This is a genomic window from Oceaniglobus roseus, from assembly GCF_002869745.1.
Taxonomy (GTDB): Bacteria; Pseudomonadota; Alphaproteobacteria; order Rhodobacterales; family Rhodobacteraceae; genus Oceaniglobus; species Oceaniglobus roseus.
In genome coordinates this window covers 46,350-61,456 of sequence record NZ_PNOS01000032.1, presented here as the reverse complement: position 1 = coordinate 61,456, position 15,107 = coordinate 46,350, and the positions used below count along the sequence as shown (strand labels likewise).

General features: G+C 71.0%; 16 protein-coding genes and 1 tRNA gene. 7 read left to right on the top strand and 10 right to left on the bottom strand.

Annotated elements, in window-relative coordinates; all coding sequences use genetic code 11:
* On the top strand, positions 1–955 hold a 955-nt coding region (locus A7B20_RS15540; RefSeq protein WP_172961034.1), incomplete at its 5' end, for a divergent polysaccharide deacetylase family protein.
* Positions 956–970: 15 nt separating this feature from the next.
* Here A7B20_RS15540 and A7B20_RS15535 read toward each other — a convergent pair.
* Entirely contained in the window at positions 971–1,447 is a 477-nt protein-coding gene (locus A7B20_RS15535; RefSeq protein WP_102109494.1) for a Hint domain-containing protein, read from the bottom strand.
* A gap of 108 nt (positions 1,448–1,555) precedes the next feature.
* Entirely contained in the window at positions 1,556–2,020 is a 465-nt protein-coding gene (locus A7B20_RS15530; RefSeq protein WP_102109493.1) for a Hint domain-containing protein, read from the bottom strand.
* Between the two features lie 153 nt (positions 2,021–2,173).
* Here A7B20_RS15530 and A7B20_RS15525 point away from each other — a divergent pair.
* Positions 2,174–2,258 (top strand) — tRNA-Leu (locus A7B20_RS15525).
* Positions 2,259–2,356: 98 nt separating this feature from the next.
* On the opposite strand, the gene A7B20_RS15520 is transcribed toward A7B20_RS15525, so the two are convergent.
* On the bottom strand, positions 2,357–3,142 hold the full coding sequence (locus tag A7B20_RS15520; RefSeq protein ID WP_172961033.1) for a histidine utilization transcriptional repressor HutC: 786 nt from the start codon (positions 3,140–3,142) through the stop codon (positions 2,357–2,359).
* 245 nt (positions 3,143–3,387) lie between these two features.
* Between A7B20_RS15520 and fnrL the strand changes: the two genes are divergently transcribed.
* Positions 3,388–4,116, top strand: coding sequence for a transcriptional regulator FnrL (gene fnrL / locus A7B20_RS15515; RefSeq protein WP_102109491.1), 729 nt, complete (start codon positions 3,388–3,390; stop codon positions 4,114–4,116).
* Between the two features lie 3 nt (positions 4,117–4,119).
* Here fnrL and A7B20_RS15510 read toward each other — a convergent pair whose 3' ends face one another.
* From A7B20_RS15510 to A7B20_RS15495, 4 genes are all read right to left on the bottom strand, one after another.
* The gene (locus A7B20_RS15510; protein ID WP_157937702.1) at positions 4,120–4,962 is read right to left on the bottom strand and encodes a universal stress protein; all 843 of its coding nucleotides are present in this window, start codon (positions 4,960–4,962) and stop codon (positions 4,120–4,122) included.
* Between the two features lie 63 nt (positions 4,963–5,025).
* Positions 5,026–6,747: an alpha-glucosidase gene (locus A7B20_RS15505; RefSeq protein ID WP_102109500.1), complete on the bottom strand. Its 1,722-nt coding sequence runs from the start codon at positions 6,745–6,747 to the stop codon at positions 5,026–5,028.
* Between the two features lie 51 nt (positions 6,748–6,798).
* Entirely contained in the window at positions 6,799–8,022 is a 1,224-nt protein-coding gene (gene coaBC, locus A7B20_RS15500) for a bifunctional phosphopantothenoylcysteine decarboxylase/phosphopantothenate--cysteine ligase CoaBC (protein WP_102109489.1), read from the bottom strand.
* A gap of 150 nt (positions 8,023–8,172) precedes the next feature.
* On the bottom strand, positions 8,173–9,051 hold the full coding sequence (locus tag A7B20_RS15495) for an RNA polymerase factor sigma-32 (protein WP_102109488.1): 879 nt from the start codon (positions 9,049–9,051) through the stop codon (positions 8,173–8,175).
* Positions 9,052–9,149: 98 nt separating this feature from the next.
* Here A7B20_RS15495 and cobU point away from each other — a divergent pair, with 98 nt between their 5' ends.
* The 4 genes from cobU to A7B20_RS15475 are packed head-to-tail and all read left to right on the top strand — an operon-like array spanning position 9,150 to position 12,767.
* Positions 9,150–9,686 (top strand): bifunctional adenosylcobinamide kinase/adenosylcobinamide-phosphate guanylyltransferase, encoded by a 537-nt coding sequence (gene cobU, locus A7B20_RS15490; protein ID WP_102109487.1) that lies wholly within the window; start codon positions 9,150–9,152, stop codon positions 9,684–9,686.
* On the top strand, positions 9,683–10,255 hold the full coding sequence (locus tag A7B20_RS15485; RefSeq protein ID WP_102109486.1) for a histidine phosphatase family protein: 573 nt from the start codon (positions 9,683–9,685) through the stop codon (positions 10,253–10,255). Before cobU ends, A7B20_RS15485 begins: the two co-directional genes overlap by 4 nt.
* Before the next feature lie 58 nt (positions 10,256–10,313).
* Positions 10,314–11,201, top strand: a complete 888-nt coding sequence (locus A7B20_RS15480) for a glutathione S-transferase (RefSeq protein WP_102109485.1) — start codon at positions 10,314–10,316, stop codon at positions 11,199–11,201.
* 57 nt (positions 11,202–11,258) lie between these two features.
* Positions 11,259–12,767, top strand: a complete 1,509-nt coding sequence (locus A7B20_RS15475) for a YifB family Mg chelatase-like AAA ATPase (RefSeq protein ID WP_102109484.1) — start codon at positions 11,259–11,261, stop codon at positions 12,765–12,767.
* Between the two features lie 62 nt (positions 12,768–12,829).
* On the opposite strand, the gene gshB is transcribed toward A7B20_RS15475, so the two are convergent.
* The 3 genes from gshB to rsmI all read right to left on the bottom strand — a co-directional run bounded on the left by gshB (position 12,830) and on the right by rsmI (position 15,076).
* Positions 12,830–13,777 carry a glutathione synthase gene (gene gshB / locus A7B20_RS15470; RefSeq protein WP_102109483.1) on the bottom strand — a complete coding sequence of 316 codons (948 nt, stop codon included), beginning with the start codon at positions 13,775–13,777 and terminating at the stop codon, positions 12,830–12,832.
* An 88-nt stretch (positions 13,778–13,865) separates the two neighbouring features.
* Positions 13,866–14,216, bottom strand: a complete 351-nt coding sequence (locus A7B20_RS15465; RefSeq protein WP_102109482.1) for a YraN family protein — start codon at positions 14,214–14,216, stop codon at positions 13,866–13,868.
* A complete protein-coding gene (rsmI, locus tag A7B20_RS15460) occupies positions 14,213–15,076 on the bottom strand; it encodes a 16S rRNA (cytidine(1402)-2'-O)-methyltransferase (RefSeq protein WP_102109481.1) in 864 nt (287 codons plus the stop codon). Before rsmI ends, A7B20_RS15465 begins: the two co-directional genes overlap by 4 nt.
* Between the last annotated feature and the right edge of the window lie 31 nt (positions 15,077–15,107).

The following is a 15,107-nucleotide window of genomic DNA, read 5'->3' as shown; positions in this document are numbered from 1 at the left end:
GCCGGAGGCCGAGGCGCCGGAGCGCGCGGAGGTGGCGGCGCCGCTGCCGCCCTCGGACATCCCGCGCCTGCCCGAGATCGCGGCCGATGCCCCGGCACCGCTGCCCGCGCCGCTGCCGCAGGTGCGCGACCCCGCCGCGACGGGAACCCTGGCGACGGATTCGGCACCGGAGGGGGCCGGAACGCTGCCCGCACAGATCGCGGGCGGCGATGTCGTGGTCCGCCGCCTGCCCCAGATCGGCGCGCCCGCCGCGGTCGCCCCCCTTGGCGAAAGCGGGGCGGACGCGGCGGTGGACGATGCCCTGACGCGCAACGGCGAACCCTTCGAGAACCCCGAGGGCAAGCCGCTGGTGGCCGTGGTGCTGCTGGACGGGGGCGGTCCGCTGATCGAACTGCCGCTGCCCGTCAGCATCGCGGTCGACCCCACGCTGCCCGACGCCGCCGCCCGCGCCGAGGCCTACCGCGCCCAGGGCAAGGAGGTGCTGGTGATCCCGACCCTTCCCGAAGGCGCGACGGCGACCGACACGGCGGTGGCTCTGGAAAGCAACCTCGCGACGGTCCCGGTGGCCGCCGCGCTGATCGACCGCCCGGACGGCGAGTTGCAGACCAATCGCGACGCCATGGCCGAGGTCGTGTCGGAACTGTCGCGCACCGGCCACGGGCTGGTGTCCTTCCCGAGCGGTCTGAACGCCGGGCAGCAGGTGGCCGGGCGTGCGGGCGTGCCCGCCGCGCTGGTGTTCCGCCAGATCGACGCCGAGGGGCAGGATCTGCGGGCGGTCAAGCGGTTCCTCGACCAGGCGGCCTTCCGCGCCCGCCAGGAAGAGGCGGTGATCCTCGTCGGCCGCAACCGGCCCGAGACGCTGGGGGCGCTGCTGGAGTGGACCCTCGGCAATCGCGCGGCCACCGTCACCCTCGCCCCCGTCTCGGCGGCCCTGAAGGCCCTGTCCGGCACCTGAACCGGAGGCGCGCCGTCAGGGCCGCGGCACGCCGAACTCCAGCCCCACCGCCAGCACCACCGCGTCCTCCCCGAGGTCGAGGCGATGGACGGTCATCGTCCGCGCACGCCCGGCCCGGCGGATCGCCAGGCCATCGGCCAGCAGGGCGGCGGGCACCATGGCGCTGCCCTGGCCGAAAAGCGCGCGCGCCCGCCAGTCGCGCAGGAGGATCGGCTGGCCGGGCGCGACCTGCAGCGTAGCAGCGGGCCAACCGGGGCGCGGGACGTCGCCGCCGAGGATGCAGGGCCGCATATCGGTCAGCCGGGCGGTCCTTACCGCCAGCAGTCGGCGCGCGCCGCGCCGGGTCACGACGCGGTCACCCGGCACCAGCCGTTCGACGGCAACCGCACCGCGCAGCGTCATCACCCGAACGCCGGCGCCAAGGCCGATGTCCCGGTGCGCCGCCTGGGCGCACCACTCCCGTACCGGCGCGAGGATCGCGTCCGCTTCCATGACAAACCGCCCTTCCGCTGCCTCGTCGTCCCGTTTTGCCGCAGGATCCGGCAACAAAGGCTTAACGGAGGCGGAAAGGCACGGCGGATGCGGGGTCGGAGGAGGGCCTCAGAGGGCGGAAACGCCGAATTCGAGGCCGTCGGCGTAGATCACCTGGTCCGTGCCGAGGTCGAGCACATGCACCTCGAGGTCCACGGGCGCGGCCGCGCGCGAGATATAGACGCCGTCGACCAGCCGCGACGCCGCGACCATCGCGGTGCCCTGTCCGTACAGCGCGCGGGCGCGCCAGTCGCGCAGCAGGATCGGCTGATCGGGCGCGACGGTGATGTCGCGCTCGGGGCGGGCGTTGCCCAGGGCGTTCTGGCTGATCCGGCAGGGGCGGACACCGCGCAGGATGCGGAGCCGGATCGCGCGGACCGGGCGCATGCCGTCGCGGGTGATCAGGCGGTCGCCGACCTTCAGCGCCTCGACGGGCACAGGGCCGGTCATCGTCATCACCTCGGTGCCAGCGGCAAAGCCGGTCCCGGACAGGGTGGCGGCGGGGGCGGCGGGCGCGTGCGTCTCGGTGATCATGGTCGGTCGCCTCATCTCTGGACTGCCCCGATCCTTGGCGGCAAATGCGGCCGGAAAAGGGCGAGGCCGGGGAATTCCGCGGCATCGACCCCGAGGGGACGCATTTTCGCCCTCGCGTCGCCGGGGCGGCTTTGCTAAGCAGGCGGCGGTCCTGCGGGTGTGGCGGAACTGGTAGACGCACCAGATTTAGGTTCTGGCGCCGCAAGGCGTGGGGGTTCGAGTCCCTTCACCCGCACCATCCCGACAGCATTCACCGCCGCTTCCGGCCCGGCCGGTTCCCGTCATTCGCCATGCAGGGCGCCGCGGCTTGCGCAAGGCGGCCGGGCGCCCCGTCGATCATGGCGCGTTCCCTCTCCCGCCGGGTCCGAACTGGGCGACGAGCTGGTGCGCCTCGCCGCTGTAGAGCAGCCGCGCCGTCGTCACCCAGTCGGCACTGGTGCGGGTCTGGCGCAGGATCTCGAGACAGGCCTGCCCGTCGTCCAGCGCCAGCACCCGCGCCTCGGCCCGGCTGGCGTTGATCGCGCGGATGGTATGCTGCGCCGTGATCCATGGCACGGTGTCGAGCAGCCACTGGCCGGGCTCCACCGTCTCGAAATCCTGCTCCAGCGCCGCCGGACAGGCCCGCGGGTTGATCGCCCGGGTCTCGTGGCAGAACGGAACCTCGCCGGAAAAGTGCACGCCGCGCACCACCACCAGCCGGTCCGCGGCGGCATCGACCATCGGGTTCAGCAGCGCCCGCTCCTCGGGTCCGAGAGGGCGCACCGCACGTTCGAGCAGCGACCAGCGATGGCGTTCGCCCAGCGCGGCGACCTCCTCGCGGATGCTGGCGATCTCCATGACGGCGGATTGCGAGCGGGGCCGCGCGACGAATGTGCCGCGCTTCTTGTGACGGGTGATGTACCCTTCGTTGGACAGCTGCGTCAGCACCTTGTTCATCGTCATCCGCGACACGCCGAAGCTTGCGGCAAGTTCGGTCTCGATCGGCACCTGCGCGCCCGGCTTCCAGGTGCCGCCGACGATGTTGTCGAGAAGGCGCTTCTTGATCCTGGCATGCAGGGTCTCGCTCGCGCGGTTGCGGATCACCTCGACGCTCCGTTTCCGGCCGGTGCCGTAGGACGGCACGGCGCTTCGCCCCCGGATCGGGAGCCTCGCCCGCAATTTGCCTATACATGACGACGCCGCCGGTCAAGCTGCCGGGCGCCCTGGGCGATATTCGCGATGGAATACATGCCCTTGTCGCGCGCGATCGCGCGCGCGACCGCTGACGAGGCGGCGCACCGCATCGGCGGTCCCTTGAACCGGCCGCGCCCCCGTGGCACCCTGACACCGGAAGACCCGCACCGCCCCCGGACAAGGCCCGTGCCCCGATGAACCTGCCCCTGATCCCCGCCGATTGCCGCGCCTGCCCGATTCGCCACTCGGCCGTCTGCGCCTCGGCCGACGGCGCGTCGCTGGCGATCCTGCAGCAGGTGAAATCCTACCGCAGCTATCCCGCGGGCACCTACCTGGCGCGGGCCGGCGAGCCGCTCGAACACCTGTCGTCGCTGGTGGCCGGCTGCGCCACGATCTCGAAGGGGTTCGAGGACGGGCGGCGGCAGACCGTGGGCCTGCTGCTGCCGTCGGACTTCATCGGGCGGCCGGGGCGCACGCGCGCGACATTCGACATCGTCGCGCTGAGCGAGGTGACCCTCTGCCGGTTCGAGCGCAAGCGCTTCGAGCAGCTGCTGGCCGACACCCCCAGCCTGACCTCGCGGCTGCTGGAGATGACGCTGGACGAACTGGAGGCGGCGCAGGACCTTGCGGTGACGCTGGGCCGCGGCACGGCGCGCGAGCGGGTGGCGTCGTTCCTTGCCAGCCTCGCGCGGCGGCAGCGGGCGCAGACGAAATCGGCACCCCTGAGCGGCGCGGTCGAGGTGCAGCTGCCGCTGACCCGGGCCGAGATCGCCGATCACCTGGGCCTGACCATCGAGACGGTGAGCCGCCAGATGACCGGCCTGCGCAAGGAAGGCATCATCGCGCTGGAGAACAACCGGACCATCGCGATCCCGGACTTCTCCCGCCTGCTCGAGGCGGCGGGCGCCGATCCGGACGACTGACCCTCAGCGGGCCAGGAACAGCGACACGCCGGTCTGCCGCAGCATGTCGCGGGTCACGCCGCCGAGGATCTGTTCGCGCAGCCGGGAATGGCCGTAGGCGCCCATCACCAGCAGGTCCGCCGCGCTGTCCCCGACATAGTCCGCCAGCGTAACGGCGATGCTGCGCCCCTGCGAGCGGCGCTCGAAGACCGAGGCGGCGACGCCGTGGGCCGACAGCATCCGCACCACCCCGGCCGACGGCGGCGCGCCGTCCGACCCGGCCGCCGCATCCACCTGCACCAGCCGCACGTCCGCCGCCGCCTTCAGCAGCGGCAGCGCCGCGCGCACCGCCGCGAGCGACTGGGCGCTGCCGTCCCAGGCGATGACGATGCGCCCGAACCGCGGCTCGGGCAGCGCCGGAAGCGCCAGAACCGGCACGCGCGCGCCGAACAGAGCCGCCTCGGCAAGGGTCGCCGCCTCCGGCCGCGCGGTCCCGCCAAGCTCGATCACGAGCAGGTCGGCGTAGAGGGCCGAGCGGACCGCGGCGCGCATCGTCGGCAGCAGCTCGCCGCTCAGCCCCTGGAAGCTCCAGCCGAAATCCGCGTCCTCCAGCATGTCCTGCACCACCGCCTGGGCATGGTCGAGGGCCAGTTCGACCTCGCGCTCGGACGCGGCCGAGAAGCTGGCCCCGAGCACGGGCATCGCGCCGCCGTAGCCCGGAACGACGATATCGGCCTCGATCCTCAGCGGTTCGATCCAGACGACGTCCAGTCGCGCCTTCCAGGCCGCGGCACAGGCCGCAGCGCTGCCGAGGGTGCTTCGCGCGCCGGCGCCGAGCAGGATCGTGGACAGGGACGGGAACGGCATCGGGCACCTCATCAGCGGATGCGCCAAATGTCATGGCACAGCGGGGCGGCGCATTGATCTGGGTCAAGCGGCGAGCGGCGTCGTTCCGTCGGCGCGGGAGAGCAGCGCGAAGGCCTCCCACGGGGCCAGCGCCAGGTCGGAGGTCACGGCGTCCCGGGGGGCGACGTTGTGGACCAGGCAGACGCCCTGCGCGACCAGCGCCGGGTCGGGGGCGAAGCGCACCTCCTCGCCCGAGACGTTGGCGATCATCGTCACCCGCTCGCCGTCGAGGTCTCGGGTATAGACCATGACCTGCGGATGCGGCTCGTGCCAGGGGGTGAGCGCGCCGTGGCTGATCACCCGCTTCTCGCGGCGCAGCGCGATCAGGCGGCGGTAATGGGCAAAGACGCCGTCGGGGTCGGCCCGGTCGGCGGCCACGTTGATCCTGACGTGGTTGTCGTTGATGTCGATCCAGGGCGTGCCCGCGGTGAAGCCCGCGCCGGGTGCATCCGTCCACTGCATCGGCGTGCGGGTGTTGTCGCGGCCGTTGACGTTGGCCCCGGCGATGAACTCCGCCTCGCTCATCCCCGCGGCGACGGATTCGGCATGGTGGCCCAGGATCTCGAGGTCGCGGAACTGCGAGATCGCGGTGAATGTGGCGTTGGTCATCCCGATCTCCTCACCTTGGTAGACGAAGGGCGTGCCCTTCATCAGGTGCAGGAGCGTCGCCAGCGCCTTGGCCGAGCGCACGCGGTATTCCCCGTCGTCGCCGTATTTCGACACCTGCCGCGGCAGGTCGTGGTTGGTCAGGAACAGCGAGTTCCAGCCGTCGTTGGTCATCACCGCCTGCCAGTCGAACATCACCCGCTTGAAGGCGACGAGGTCGAAGGGTTTCGGGCGGAACTTGCCGTGGACCGGATCCCAGCCCTCCTTCACGTGGGCGAACTGGAACACCATGTCGAGCTCGTGGCGGTCGCGCCCGCAGTACATCAGCGCCGTCTCGGGGCTGACGGACCAGCTTTCGCCGATGCTGACAAGATCGCGCCCCGCCAGCACCTCGCGGTGCATCTCCTGCAGGAAGCCGTGCAGATATGGCCCCTCCTCGTCGATGCCGCCGTCCACGTCCTTGCCGATCAGGCTGATGACATCCATCCGGAATCCCGCGATCCCGCGGGCCAGCCACCAGCGCATCATGTCCCAGATCTCGGCCCTCAGGCCGGGGTTCTGCCAGTTGAGGTCGGGCTGGGCGGGGCTGAAGAGATGCAGGTAATACTGCCCTACCTCGGCCACGAAGCTCCAGGCCGAGCCGCCGAAGGCCGCGCGGCGACCGTCGGGCGGTCCGCCGTCGGGGGCCGGGTCGCGCCAGATGTAGTAGTCGTGGAACGGCGCGTCGCGGCCCTGGCAGGCCGAGCGGAACCAGGCGTGCTCGGACGACGAGTGGTTCACCACCAGGTCCATGACGATGCCGATGCCCCGCGCCTTCGCCTCGGCCACCAGCCGGTCGAAATCGTCGAGCGTGCCGAACTCCGGCGCGATGGCGCGGTAGTCGGCGATGTCGTATCCGTTGTCGGCCATGGGCGAGGCATAGACGGGTGAGAGCCAGATGAAGCCGATCCCGAGATCGGCGAGGTGATCGAGCTTCGAGGTGATCCCGGGAATGTCGCCGATGCCGTCGCCGTCCGAATCGCAGAAGCTGCGAGGGTAGACCTGGTATCCCGTGGCGGTCTGCCACCAGGGCACCGCGCGCGCTCCGGGCGCGTCGCCGACGGCATCCCCGGCGGGGTCGGAGGAAAGATCGTCATGCATGGCGGGTCCGAGGATGGCCCGGAAGCCCATGGAGTGCAACCACCCCGCCCCTCAGTCTGCCGCGCCGTCCCGATCTGTTTCGCCGTTCAGGGCGGCGGCGATGCGCGCGGCGAGGCGGCGGGCGACCTCGGCCTTGGGCAGGCGCGGCCATTCCTCGACACCCGCGGCACGGATCAGGGTGACGGCGTTCTCGGCGCCGCCCATGATCCCGGTGGCGGGCGAGACGTCGTTGGCGACGATCCAGTCGCAGCCCTTGCGCAGCCGCTTCGCCGTCGCGTGTTCGACCACGTTCTCGGTCTCGGCGGCGAAGCCGACGACAAGCGGCGGCCGTCCTTCGGTCCGCTGCGATACCGTGGCGAGGATGTCGGGGTTCTCGGCGAAGGTCAGGGTCGGCAGCCCGCCCGCGGTCTTCTTGATCTTCTGCTCCGCTGCGCCGGTGACGTGCCAGTCCGCGACCGCCGCCGCGAAGACGGCGGCATCGGCCGGAAGCGCCGCCTCGACCGCGGCCAGCATCTCGCGCGCCGTCTCGACCCGGACGACCTCGGCGCGTGGGGGCGGTGGCACCTGCGCGGGGCCGGTGACGAAGGTCACGCGCGCCCCGAGGTCCAGCAGCGCCTCGGCCAAGGCCGTGCCCTGCGCCCCGGACGAGCGGTTGGCGATATAGCGCACCGGGTCGATGGGTTCGTGGGTCGGGCCGGAGGTGACGAGGACATGGCGGCCGGAGAGCGGCCCTTCGGCCAGCGCCCCCTCGACGGCCGCGACGATCGCCGCGGGCTCGGCCATGCGGCCGGGCCCGAATTCGCCGCAGGCCATTGTGCCCTCGTCGGGGCCCACCGTCAGGATGCCGTCGCCATTCAGCAGCGCGAGGTTGCGCTGCAGGGCCGGGTGCTGCCACATCCGGACGTTCATGGCGGGGGCGATCAACACCCGCTTGTCGGTGGCCATCAGCAGGGTCGAAGCCAGATCGTCGGCCTGCCCCTGCGCCATCTTCGCCATGAGATCGGCGGTGGCGGGAACGACCACCACCAGATCGGCGGCGCGCGACAGCTCGATATGGCCCATCTCCGCTTCGTCGGTGAGGTCGAAGAGGTCGGTGAAGACCTTGCGCCCGGCTAGGGCCGAGACCGACAGCGGGGTGACGAACTGTTGCGCCGCGCGGGTCAGCACCGGCGTCACGTGCATCCCGCGCTCGCGCAGGCGGCGGATCAGCTCAAGCGCCTTGTAGGCCGCGATCCCGCCCGCGATGATCAGAAGGATATGTCTGCCGCTTGCCATGACCGCGCTCCGCAGGGTTCACACGGTTCTAGGCAAGCCGTGACGGCGGTACAAGCGCGGCGCGATCCCCGATCCGGGGTCGCGTCGGCGCGCGGCCACCGGGTTGTCGCGTCGGCGCGCGGCCCTGAGGCCGCTCCGCCGGACCGCGCCTCACGCCAGGAAGTGCAGGACCTCGCGCGACTGTGTCTCCAGGCTGCGCTTCATCTTGTTGAACGCCGCCGCCTCGAGCTGGCGCACCCGCTCCTTGCTGAGGCCAAGCTCGTTGCCGAGGGACTCGAGCGTCCGCGCCTCGTCGCGCAGCTTGCGCTCGCGCACGATGAACTTCTCGCGGTCGTTCAGGTCCGCCATGGCGGTCAGCAGCCAGTTGCGCAGGGTGCCCATGTCCTTGCTGCGCTCCACCGACTCGGCCGCCTGCTCGCCCTCGTCCTCCAGCGCATCGATCCAGGCACGGCCCTCTTCCTCGGAGGACTGCGTGGCGTTCAGCGAATAGTCCGATCCCGAAAGCCGCCCCTCCATCATCTCGACGTCATGTAGCGGCACGCCGACCTCGACGGCGATCATCTGGCGCATCTGGTGCATGTCCAGCCGCTCGCCCCGCGCCGCCGCCTCGCGCTCCAGCCGCGCCTGCACCCGGCGCATGTTGAAGAACAGCGATTTCTGCGAGGAGGTCGAGCCGGTGCGCACCATCGACCAGTTGCGCATGACATAGTCCTGGATGCTGGCCTTGATCCACCACACGGCATAGGTCGAGAAGCGCACGCCGCGGTCGGGGTCGAACTTGTCGGCCGCCTTCATCAGCCCGAGGCTCGCCTCCTGAATAAGGTCGTTCATCGGTGCACCGTAACGGCGGAACTTCGAGGCCATCGAGATCGCCAGCCGCATGTAGGCGGTGATCAGACGGTGCAGCGCCTTCTCGTCCCGATGATCGCGCCAGGCATAGGCCAGCTGCAATTCCGTCTCCGCGTCCAGGAGTTCGGCCTTCATGGCCCGCCGCGGGAGTGTCTGATCGTTGAAACCGTCGAGTGCCATCGCATATTTCCCCGATTGCGGCCCGCCAGCCCGGGCCCTTAAACATTTGTGAAATCTACGGGGTCGTAACGTTACTGGATCAAAGAAAGTTGCCGGACATGTTGCCGAATGTTTCCCTTGTGCTAGGTGGCGCCGCCTCGGGAAAATCCGATTTCGCCGAGCGTCTGGTCCTGTCCGAGCGGCACCGTCGGCCGGTGTATCTTGCCACCGCGCAGGCCTTCGACGATGAAATGCGAGAGAAAATAAGGGCCCACCGTGCCGCCCGCGGGGAAGGCTGGCAGACGCGGGAAGTGCCGCTGGACCTGCCGCGGGCGCTTGGCGCGCTCGCGCCCTCGGACATCGCGCTGCTCGATTGTGCGACACTTTGGCTCAGCAACCTCATCCTGGCCGATGCCGATGTCGAGGCGGAGTGTGCCGCCCTGCTGGACGCGCTCGACGCCCTGCCCTGCCCCCTTGTCGTGGTCAGCAACGAGGTCGGTCAGGGCATCGTGCCCGACAACGCGCTGGCCCGCCGGTTCCGCAATGCGCAGGGACGGCTGAACCGTCGGCTGGCGGAACGCGCCGGGCTGGTCGTCGCCGTGATGGCCGGGCTGCCGCTGGTGCTGAAGGGCGCGCTGCCCGGGGACGGTTCGTGAGCGCCTGGTGGTGGGTGCGCCACGGTCCGACGCACCAGAAGGCGGTCTGCGGCTGGCGCGACGTGGCGGCCGACCTCTCGGACAGCGCCGCCCTTTGCCGGCTGGCGGCGGCGCTGCCGGAGGATGCACTGGTCGTCTCGTCGGACCTGCTGCGTGCACGGGCGACGGCGGACGCCCTGCAGGGCAAGCGGCAGCGCCTGCCCGATGCCGCCGCGCTCAGGGAATTCGACTTCGGCGCGTGGGACGGACTGACCTTCGACGTGATCGCGGCCCGCGATCCCGCGCTGTCCCGACGGTACTGGGAGGAACCGGGCGACATCGCGCCGCCAGAGGGCGAAAGCTGGAACGCCGCGGCGGCGCGGGTCTCGGCCGCCGTCGCCGCGCTCTCGGCGGCGCATCCCGGGCGCGACATCGTCGCCGTCGCCCATATCGGCACGATCCTGACGCAGTTCGCCGCCGCGACCGGCTGCACCCCCTACCAGGCGCTCGCCCAGCGGATCGAGCCGCTGTCGCTGACCCGGCTCGACTATGCCGCGGGAACGGCGGGGCCGGTCAATCACCGGCCGTGATGACCGCGATGACGAAGATTCGCTTCCCCGCCGTCCGCCGTCGCCCTAGCGTCGCGCCATGACACAGCTTTACCTCGGCGATTACGCCTATTCCTCCTGGTCCCTGCGCGGCTGGCTTCTGTTCGACCGCTGGAACATCCCGTTCGCCACGAAGATGGTGGACTTCAACGACGGCGCCGTGGCCGACCAGATGTCGGCCCTCGCCCCCGCCCGCACGGTGCCGACCGCCGTCTTCGACGACGGCGCCGTGGTCTCGGAAAGCCTCGCCATCGCCGAGGAGCTGGCCTCGCGCCACCCCGGGGCCGGGATCTGGCCGACCGACCCGAAGGCCCGCGCGATCGCCCGGACCCTCGCGTCCGAGATGCACGCAGGCTTCACCGCCCTGCGCAGCGCCTGCCCGATGAACCTGCGCTGCGCCTACACCGGCTTCGAGGCTTCGGACGGGGTGCAGGCGGACCTGCGACGGCTCGAGACGATCTGGGACCATGCCCGCCGCGCCTGCGCCGCCGAAGGTCCGTGGCTCTGCGGGCCCTACTCCGCCGCCGACGCCTTCTTCGCCCCGGTGGCGACGCGCATCGCCACCTACGGGTTGAGCGTGGGCGCCGCCGCCCGCGCCTATGTCGACGCCCACCTTGCCGATCCGGCGTTTCGCCGCTGGCGGGCCATGGGCCTTGTCCACGGCGACGACCTGCCCTGGTACGCGCGCCCCTGCGAACAGACCGCCTGGCCCGGCCCGGCCCCCCGTCCGGCCGGCGCGGTGGACCACGGCCCGGCGGTCAACGACAGCTGCCCCTGTTCGGGCAGGCCGGTGACCCATTTCCTGGAGTTCGACGGCAGGATCTACGGCTTCTGCAACGCCTTCTGCCGCGACAGGACCGCAGCCGACCCCGAGGCCTGGCCTGCCTTCATGGCGCTGGTCGCGGACACCGGGAAGGCGCATCGTTAACCATTCCTAAACGCCCCTGCCCTAGCCGTTAACGAAGTCCAGCGGCAGGAGCGGAGGGTGGTCTCAAGAACCTACACGGTCGCCTTCGAGGGGATCGAGGCGCGCCTGGTCGAGGTGCAGTGCGCCATCGCGCCCGGCCTGCCCGCCTTCTCGGTCGTCGGCCTGCCCGACAAGGCGGTGTCGGAAGCGCGCGAGCGGGTGCGCGCCGCGCTGAACGCCCTCGCCATCGCGCTGCCGAGCAAGCGGATCACCGTCAACCTCTCGCCCGCCGACCTGCCGAAGGAAGGGTCGCACTTCGACCTGCCCATCGCCCTCGCCCTGCTCGCCGCGCTCGATATCCTGCCGAAGGACGAGGTCGAAGGCACGCTCGCCCTGGGCGAGCTCTCCCTCGACGGCACGCTGGTGCCGGTCATCGGTGCCCTGCCCGCCGCCCTGACCGCCGCGACGGAGGATCGCGTCCTGCTCTGCCCGAAGGCCTGCGGGGCCGAGGCGGCATGGGTCGAGGCGGCAACGGTGATCGCGCCCGCAAGCCTTTCCGAGGCGATCCGACATTTCAACGGCCAGTCGCCGCTGTCGCCCGCCACGGCCGGCATCGTCGCCCCCTCGGTCCACAGCCGCGACCTGTCCGAGGTCAAGGGCCAGGAGCGCGCGAAGCGGGCGCTGGAGATCGCCGCCGCCGGACGTCACCACCTGCTGCTGGTGGGCGCGCCGGGCTCGGGCAAGTCGATGCTGGTGAAGCGCCTGCCGGGGCTGCTGCCGCCGCTGACGGCGAAGGAGGCGCTCGACACCTCGATGATCCACTCGCTCGCCGGGCTGCTGACCGAAGGCGGGATCTCGCGCGAGCGGCCCTTCATGGAGCCGCACCACACCGCCTCGATGGCCGCCATCGTCGGCGGCGGCAAGGGCGCGAAGCCGGGACAGATCTCGCTTGCCCACAACGGCGTGCTGTTCCTCGACGAGCTGCCGGAATACGCCCGCGCGGTGCTGGAGACCCTGCGCCAGCCGATCGAGACCGGCGATGTCGTCGTCGCCCGCGCCAATGCCCATGTCCGCTATCCCTGCCGCTTCATGCTGGTCGCCGCGGCGAATCCCTGCAAGTGCGGCCACATGGCCGACCCCGCCCGCGCCTGCGCCCGGGTGCCCCATTGCGGCGAGGACTATCTCGGCCGCATCTCCGGCCCGCTGATGGACCGCTTCGATCTGCGCGTCGACGTGCCGCCGGTCTCCTTCCAGGATCTCGACCTGCCCGCCAGCGGCGAAAGCTCCGCCGTCGTCGCGGCCCGTGTCGCCGCGGCGAGGATGCGGCAGGCCGAGCGCTACGACGGGCTTGACGACGTGACCGTCAACGCCGACGCCGAGGGCGCGCTGCTGGAGCGGTTCGCAAACCCCGACGCCGCCGGCCGGGCGCTGCTGCTGAAGGCGGCGGACCGGTTCGGATTGTCGGCGCGCGGCTATCACCGGGTGCTGCGCGTGGCGCGCACCATCGCCGACCTCGCGCAAAGCGACGGCGTCCTGGAGTGCCACGTCGCCGAAGCCCTGAGCTTCCGCCTCCCGGCCACCGCCTGAGCCGCCCCGGGGTGCGGACCGCCGTCTTGCCGAGGGGCGGGCGGACCCGGCGATGCCGGGCCTCAGCGCGCGGCGCAGCGCGCCTCGATGGCCTCCCACAGCCCGGCGGTGATGTTGGTGCCGTCGAACCGCTCGAGTTCCTGGATGCCGGTCGGCGAGGTCAGGTTGATCTCGGTCAGGTAGTCGCCGATGACGTCGATGCCGACGAAGACCTGCCCCTTCTCGCGCAGCAGCGGGCCGATGGCGGCGCAGATCTCGCGGTCGCGATCGGTCAGGCCCACCTTCTCGGCCCGTCCGCCGACATGCATGTTCGACCGCGTCTCGCCCTGCTGCGGCACGCGGTTGATCGCGCCCACCGGCTCCCCCTCGACCAGGATCACCCGCTTGTCGCCCTTCGTCACAGCGGGCAGGTATTTCTGCACGATCAGCGGCTCGCGGTTGATGCCCGAGAACAGCTCGTGCAGGCTCGCGATGTTGCGATCCTCCGGCGTCAGGCGGAACACGCCCGCGCCGCCGTTGCCGTAGAGCGGTTTCAGGATGATGTCGCCGTGCTCGGCCTTGAAGGCGCGCAGCGTAGCGAGGTCGCGCGCGATGGCCGTCGGCGGGATCAGGTCCGGGAATTGCAGGCAGAGCAGCTTCTCGGGATAGTTGCGCACCCAGAACGGGTTGTTCACCACCAGCGTCTTCGGCGCGAGGAAGTCCAGAAGGTGGGTGGTGGTGATGTAGCCCATGTCGAAGGGCGGATCCTGCCTGAGCCAGACCACGTCCCAGTCTGAAAGATCGACCTCGGCCTCTTCGCCCAGCGTGAAATGGTTGCCCTTCTCGCGCCGGACCTCAAGCGGCCAGCCGCGCGCGGTCACCCGGCCCTGCTGCCAGGCCAGCCGGTCCGGCGTGTAGTAGAACAGGCTGTGACCGCGCTTCTGCGCCTCTTCGGCGATGCGGAAGGTGGAGTCCGCGTCGATGTTGATCGGCGCGATGGGATCCATCTGGATGGCAATCTTCAGTGACATGGGGCCCTCGGTTCCTGACATGTGCTTTCATGGCCCGAGGGACGGGCGGGAGCAATGGCGGATCCGCGCGGCGCGGGCGCGCCGCCCGTCACATGAAGGCGTTCTCGCGGATCTCGATGGCCCCGGTCCGGTCCATCAGCGCCACGTCGAAGCGCATCTCGGTGTTCAGGCCGTCCGGTTCCGTCGCGACGTATTCCGCGGCCGCATCGTAGAGCCGCGCGATCTGGCGCGCGCCGATCCGTTCCGCCGCGCGGGCATGGCTGCGCGACGCCTTCACCTCGATGAAGACCAGCGCCGAACCTTCGCGGGCGATGACGTCGATCTCGCCGCCCCTGCCGCGCCACCTGCGGCCGACGATGGCGGCGCCGCGACGGCTGTATTCCGCTGCGACCCGGTCTTCCGCGCAGAGCCCGGCGTGATAGGAAACCGCACCGCTCATGTCTTTCCCTCCAGTTCCAGCGCCGCCTGGTAGACGTCGCGTTTCGGCAAACCCAGGTCTTCGGCCACGGCCCGTGCCGCGTCCTTCACCGTCATCGTCTCCATCGCCCGGCGCAGGGCCGCGATCATGTCCTCTTCGCCCGCCACCGAGCGGTCACGGTCCAGCACGATCACGACCTCGCCGCGCACCGGCCGCTCCTCGCAGTCCGCCAGCACTTCGGCCACGGTGCCGCGGCGCACCTCCTCGAACTTCTTCGTCAGCTCCCGGCATACCGCGATTCGCCGCGTCTCGCCCAACTCTGAACCAATATCCCTAACGGTTCCCGAAAGCCGCTTGGGCGACTCGAAGAACACCAGTGTCGCCGGGACCGCCGCGAGTTCGCGCAGAACCTTGCGGCGCGCCGCCGAGGCGGGCGGCAGGAACCCGGCGAACAGGAAGCGGTCGGTCGGCAGCCCCGCCAGCGTCAGCGCCGCGAGCAGCGCCGAAGGCCCCGGCGCACCGGTCACCGGCAGCCCCCGCGCGATCGCGTCCCGGGCGAGCGCGAAGCCCGGATCGGCGACCAGCGGCGTTCCCGCCTCCGAGGCATAGGCAACCGAGCGGCCTTCCGCCATCATCGCCAGCAGCCGCGGGCGCACCGCGGCGCCGTTGTGGTCGTGATAGGCGATCAGCGGTCGCCCACCCACCGGAATGCCATGTATTTCCATGAGCTTGCGGGCCGTGCGGGTGTCCTCGGCGGCGATCGCGTCGGCCGAGGCGAGGATGTCGAGGGCGCGCAGGGTGATGTCGCGCGCGGTGCCGATCGGCGTCGCCACGAAGTAGAGCCCGGGGTCCAGCGGGCGGATCTGTGCGATTGGCGGCATGTCGGCGCTCTCTCCGATTTACACGCTCCGC

What these genes read in the sequence shown, in the direction of transcription:
- A7B20_RS15535 (WP_102109494.1), bottom strand. Translation starts at nt 1,447, where the DNA reads ATGGAAGCGGACGCGATCCTCGCGCCGGTACGGGAGTGGTGCGCCCAG.
- A7B20_RS15530 (WP_102109493.1), bottom strand. Translation starts at nt 2,020, where the DNA reads ATGATCACCGAGACGCACGCGCCCGCCGCCCCCGCCGCCACCCTGTCC.
- fnrL (WP_102109491.1), top strand. Translation starts at nt 3,388, where the DNA reads ATGAACCTGCCCCTGATCCCCGCCGATTGCCGCGCCTGCCCGATTCGC.
- A7B20_RS15510 (WP_157937702.1), bottom strand. Translation starts at nt 4,962, where the DNA reads ATGCCGTTCCCGTCCCTGTCCACGATCCTGCTCGGCGCCGGCGCGCGA.
- A7B20_RS15505 (WP_102109500.1), bottom strand. Translation starts at nt 6,747, where the DNA reads ATGCATGACGATCTTTCCTCCGACCCCGCCGGGGATGCCGTCGGCGAC.
- coaBC (WP_102109489.1), bottom strand. Translation starts at nt 8,022, where the DNA reads ATGGCAAGCGGCAGACATATCCTTCTGATCATCGCGGGCGGGATCGCG.
- A7B20_RS15495 (WP_102109488.1), bottom strand. Translation starts at nt 9,051, where the DNA reads ATGGCACTCGACGGTTTCAACGATCAGACACTCCCGCGGCGGGCCATG.
- cobU (WP_102109487.1), top strand. Translation starts at nt 9,150, where the DNA reads ATGTTGCCGAATGTTTCCCTTGTGCTAGGTGGCGCCGCCTCGGGAAAA.
- A7B20_RS15480 (WP_102109485.1), top strand. Translation starts at nt 10,314, where the DNA reads ATGACACAGCTTTACCTCGGCGATTACGCCTATTCCTCCTGGTCCCTG.
- gshB (WP_102109483.1), bottom strand. Translation starts at nt 13,777, where the DNA reads ATGTCACTGAAGATTGCCATCCAGATGGATCCCATCGCGCCGATCAAC.
- A7B20_RS15465 (WP_102109482.1), bottom strand. Translation starts at nt 14,216, where the DNA reads ATGAGCGGTGCGGTTTCCTATCACGCCGGGCTCTGCGCGGAAGACCGG.
- rsmI (WP_102109481.1), bottom strand. Translation starts at nt 15,076, where the DNA reads ATGCCGCCAATCGCACAGATCCGCCCGCTGGACCCCGGGCTCTACTTC.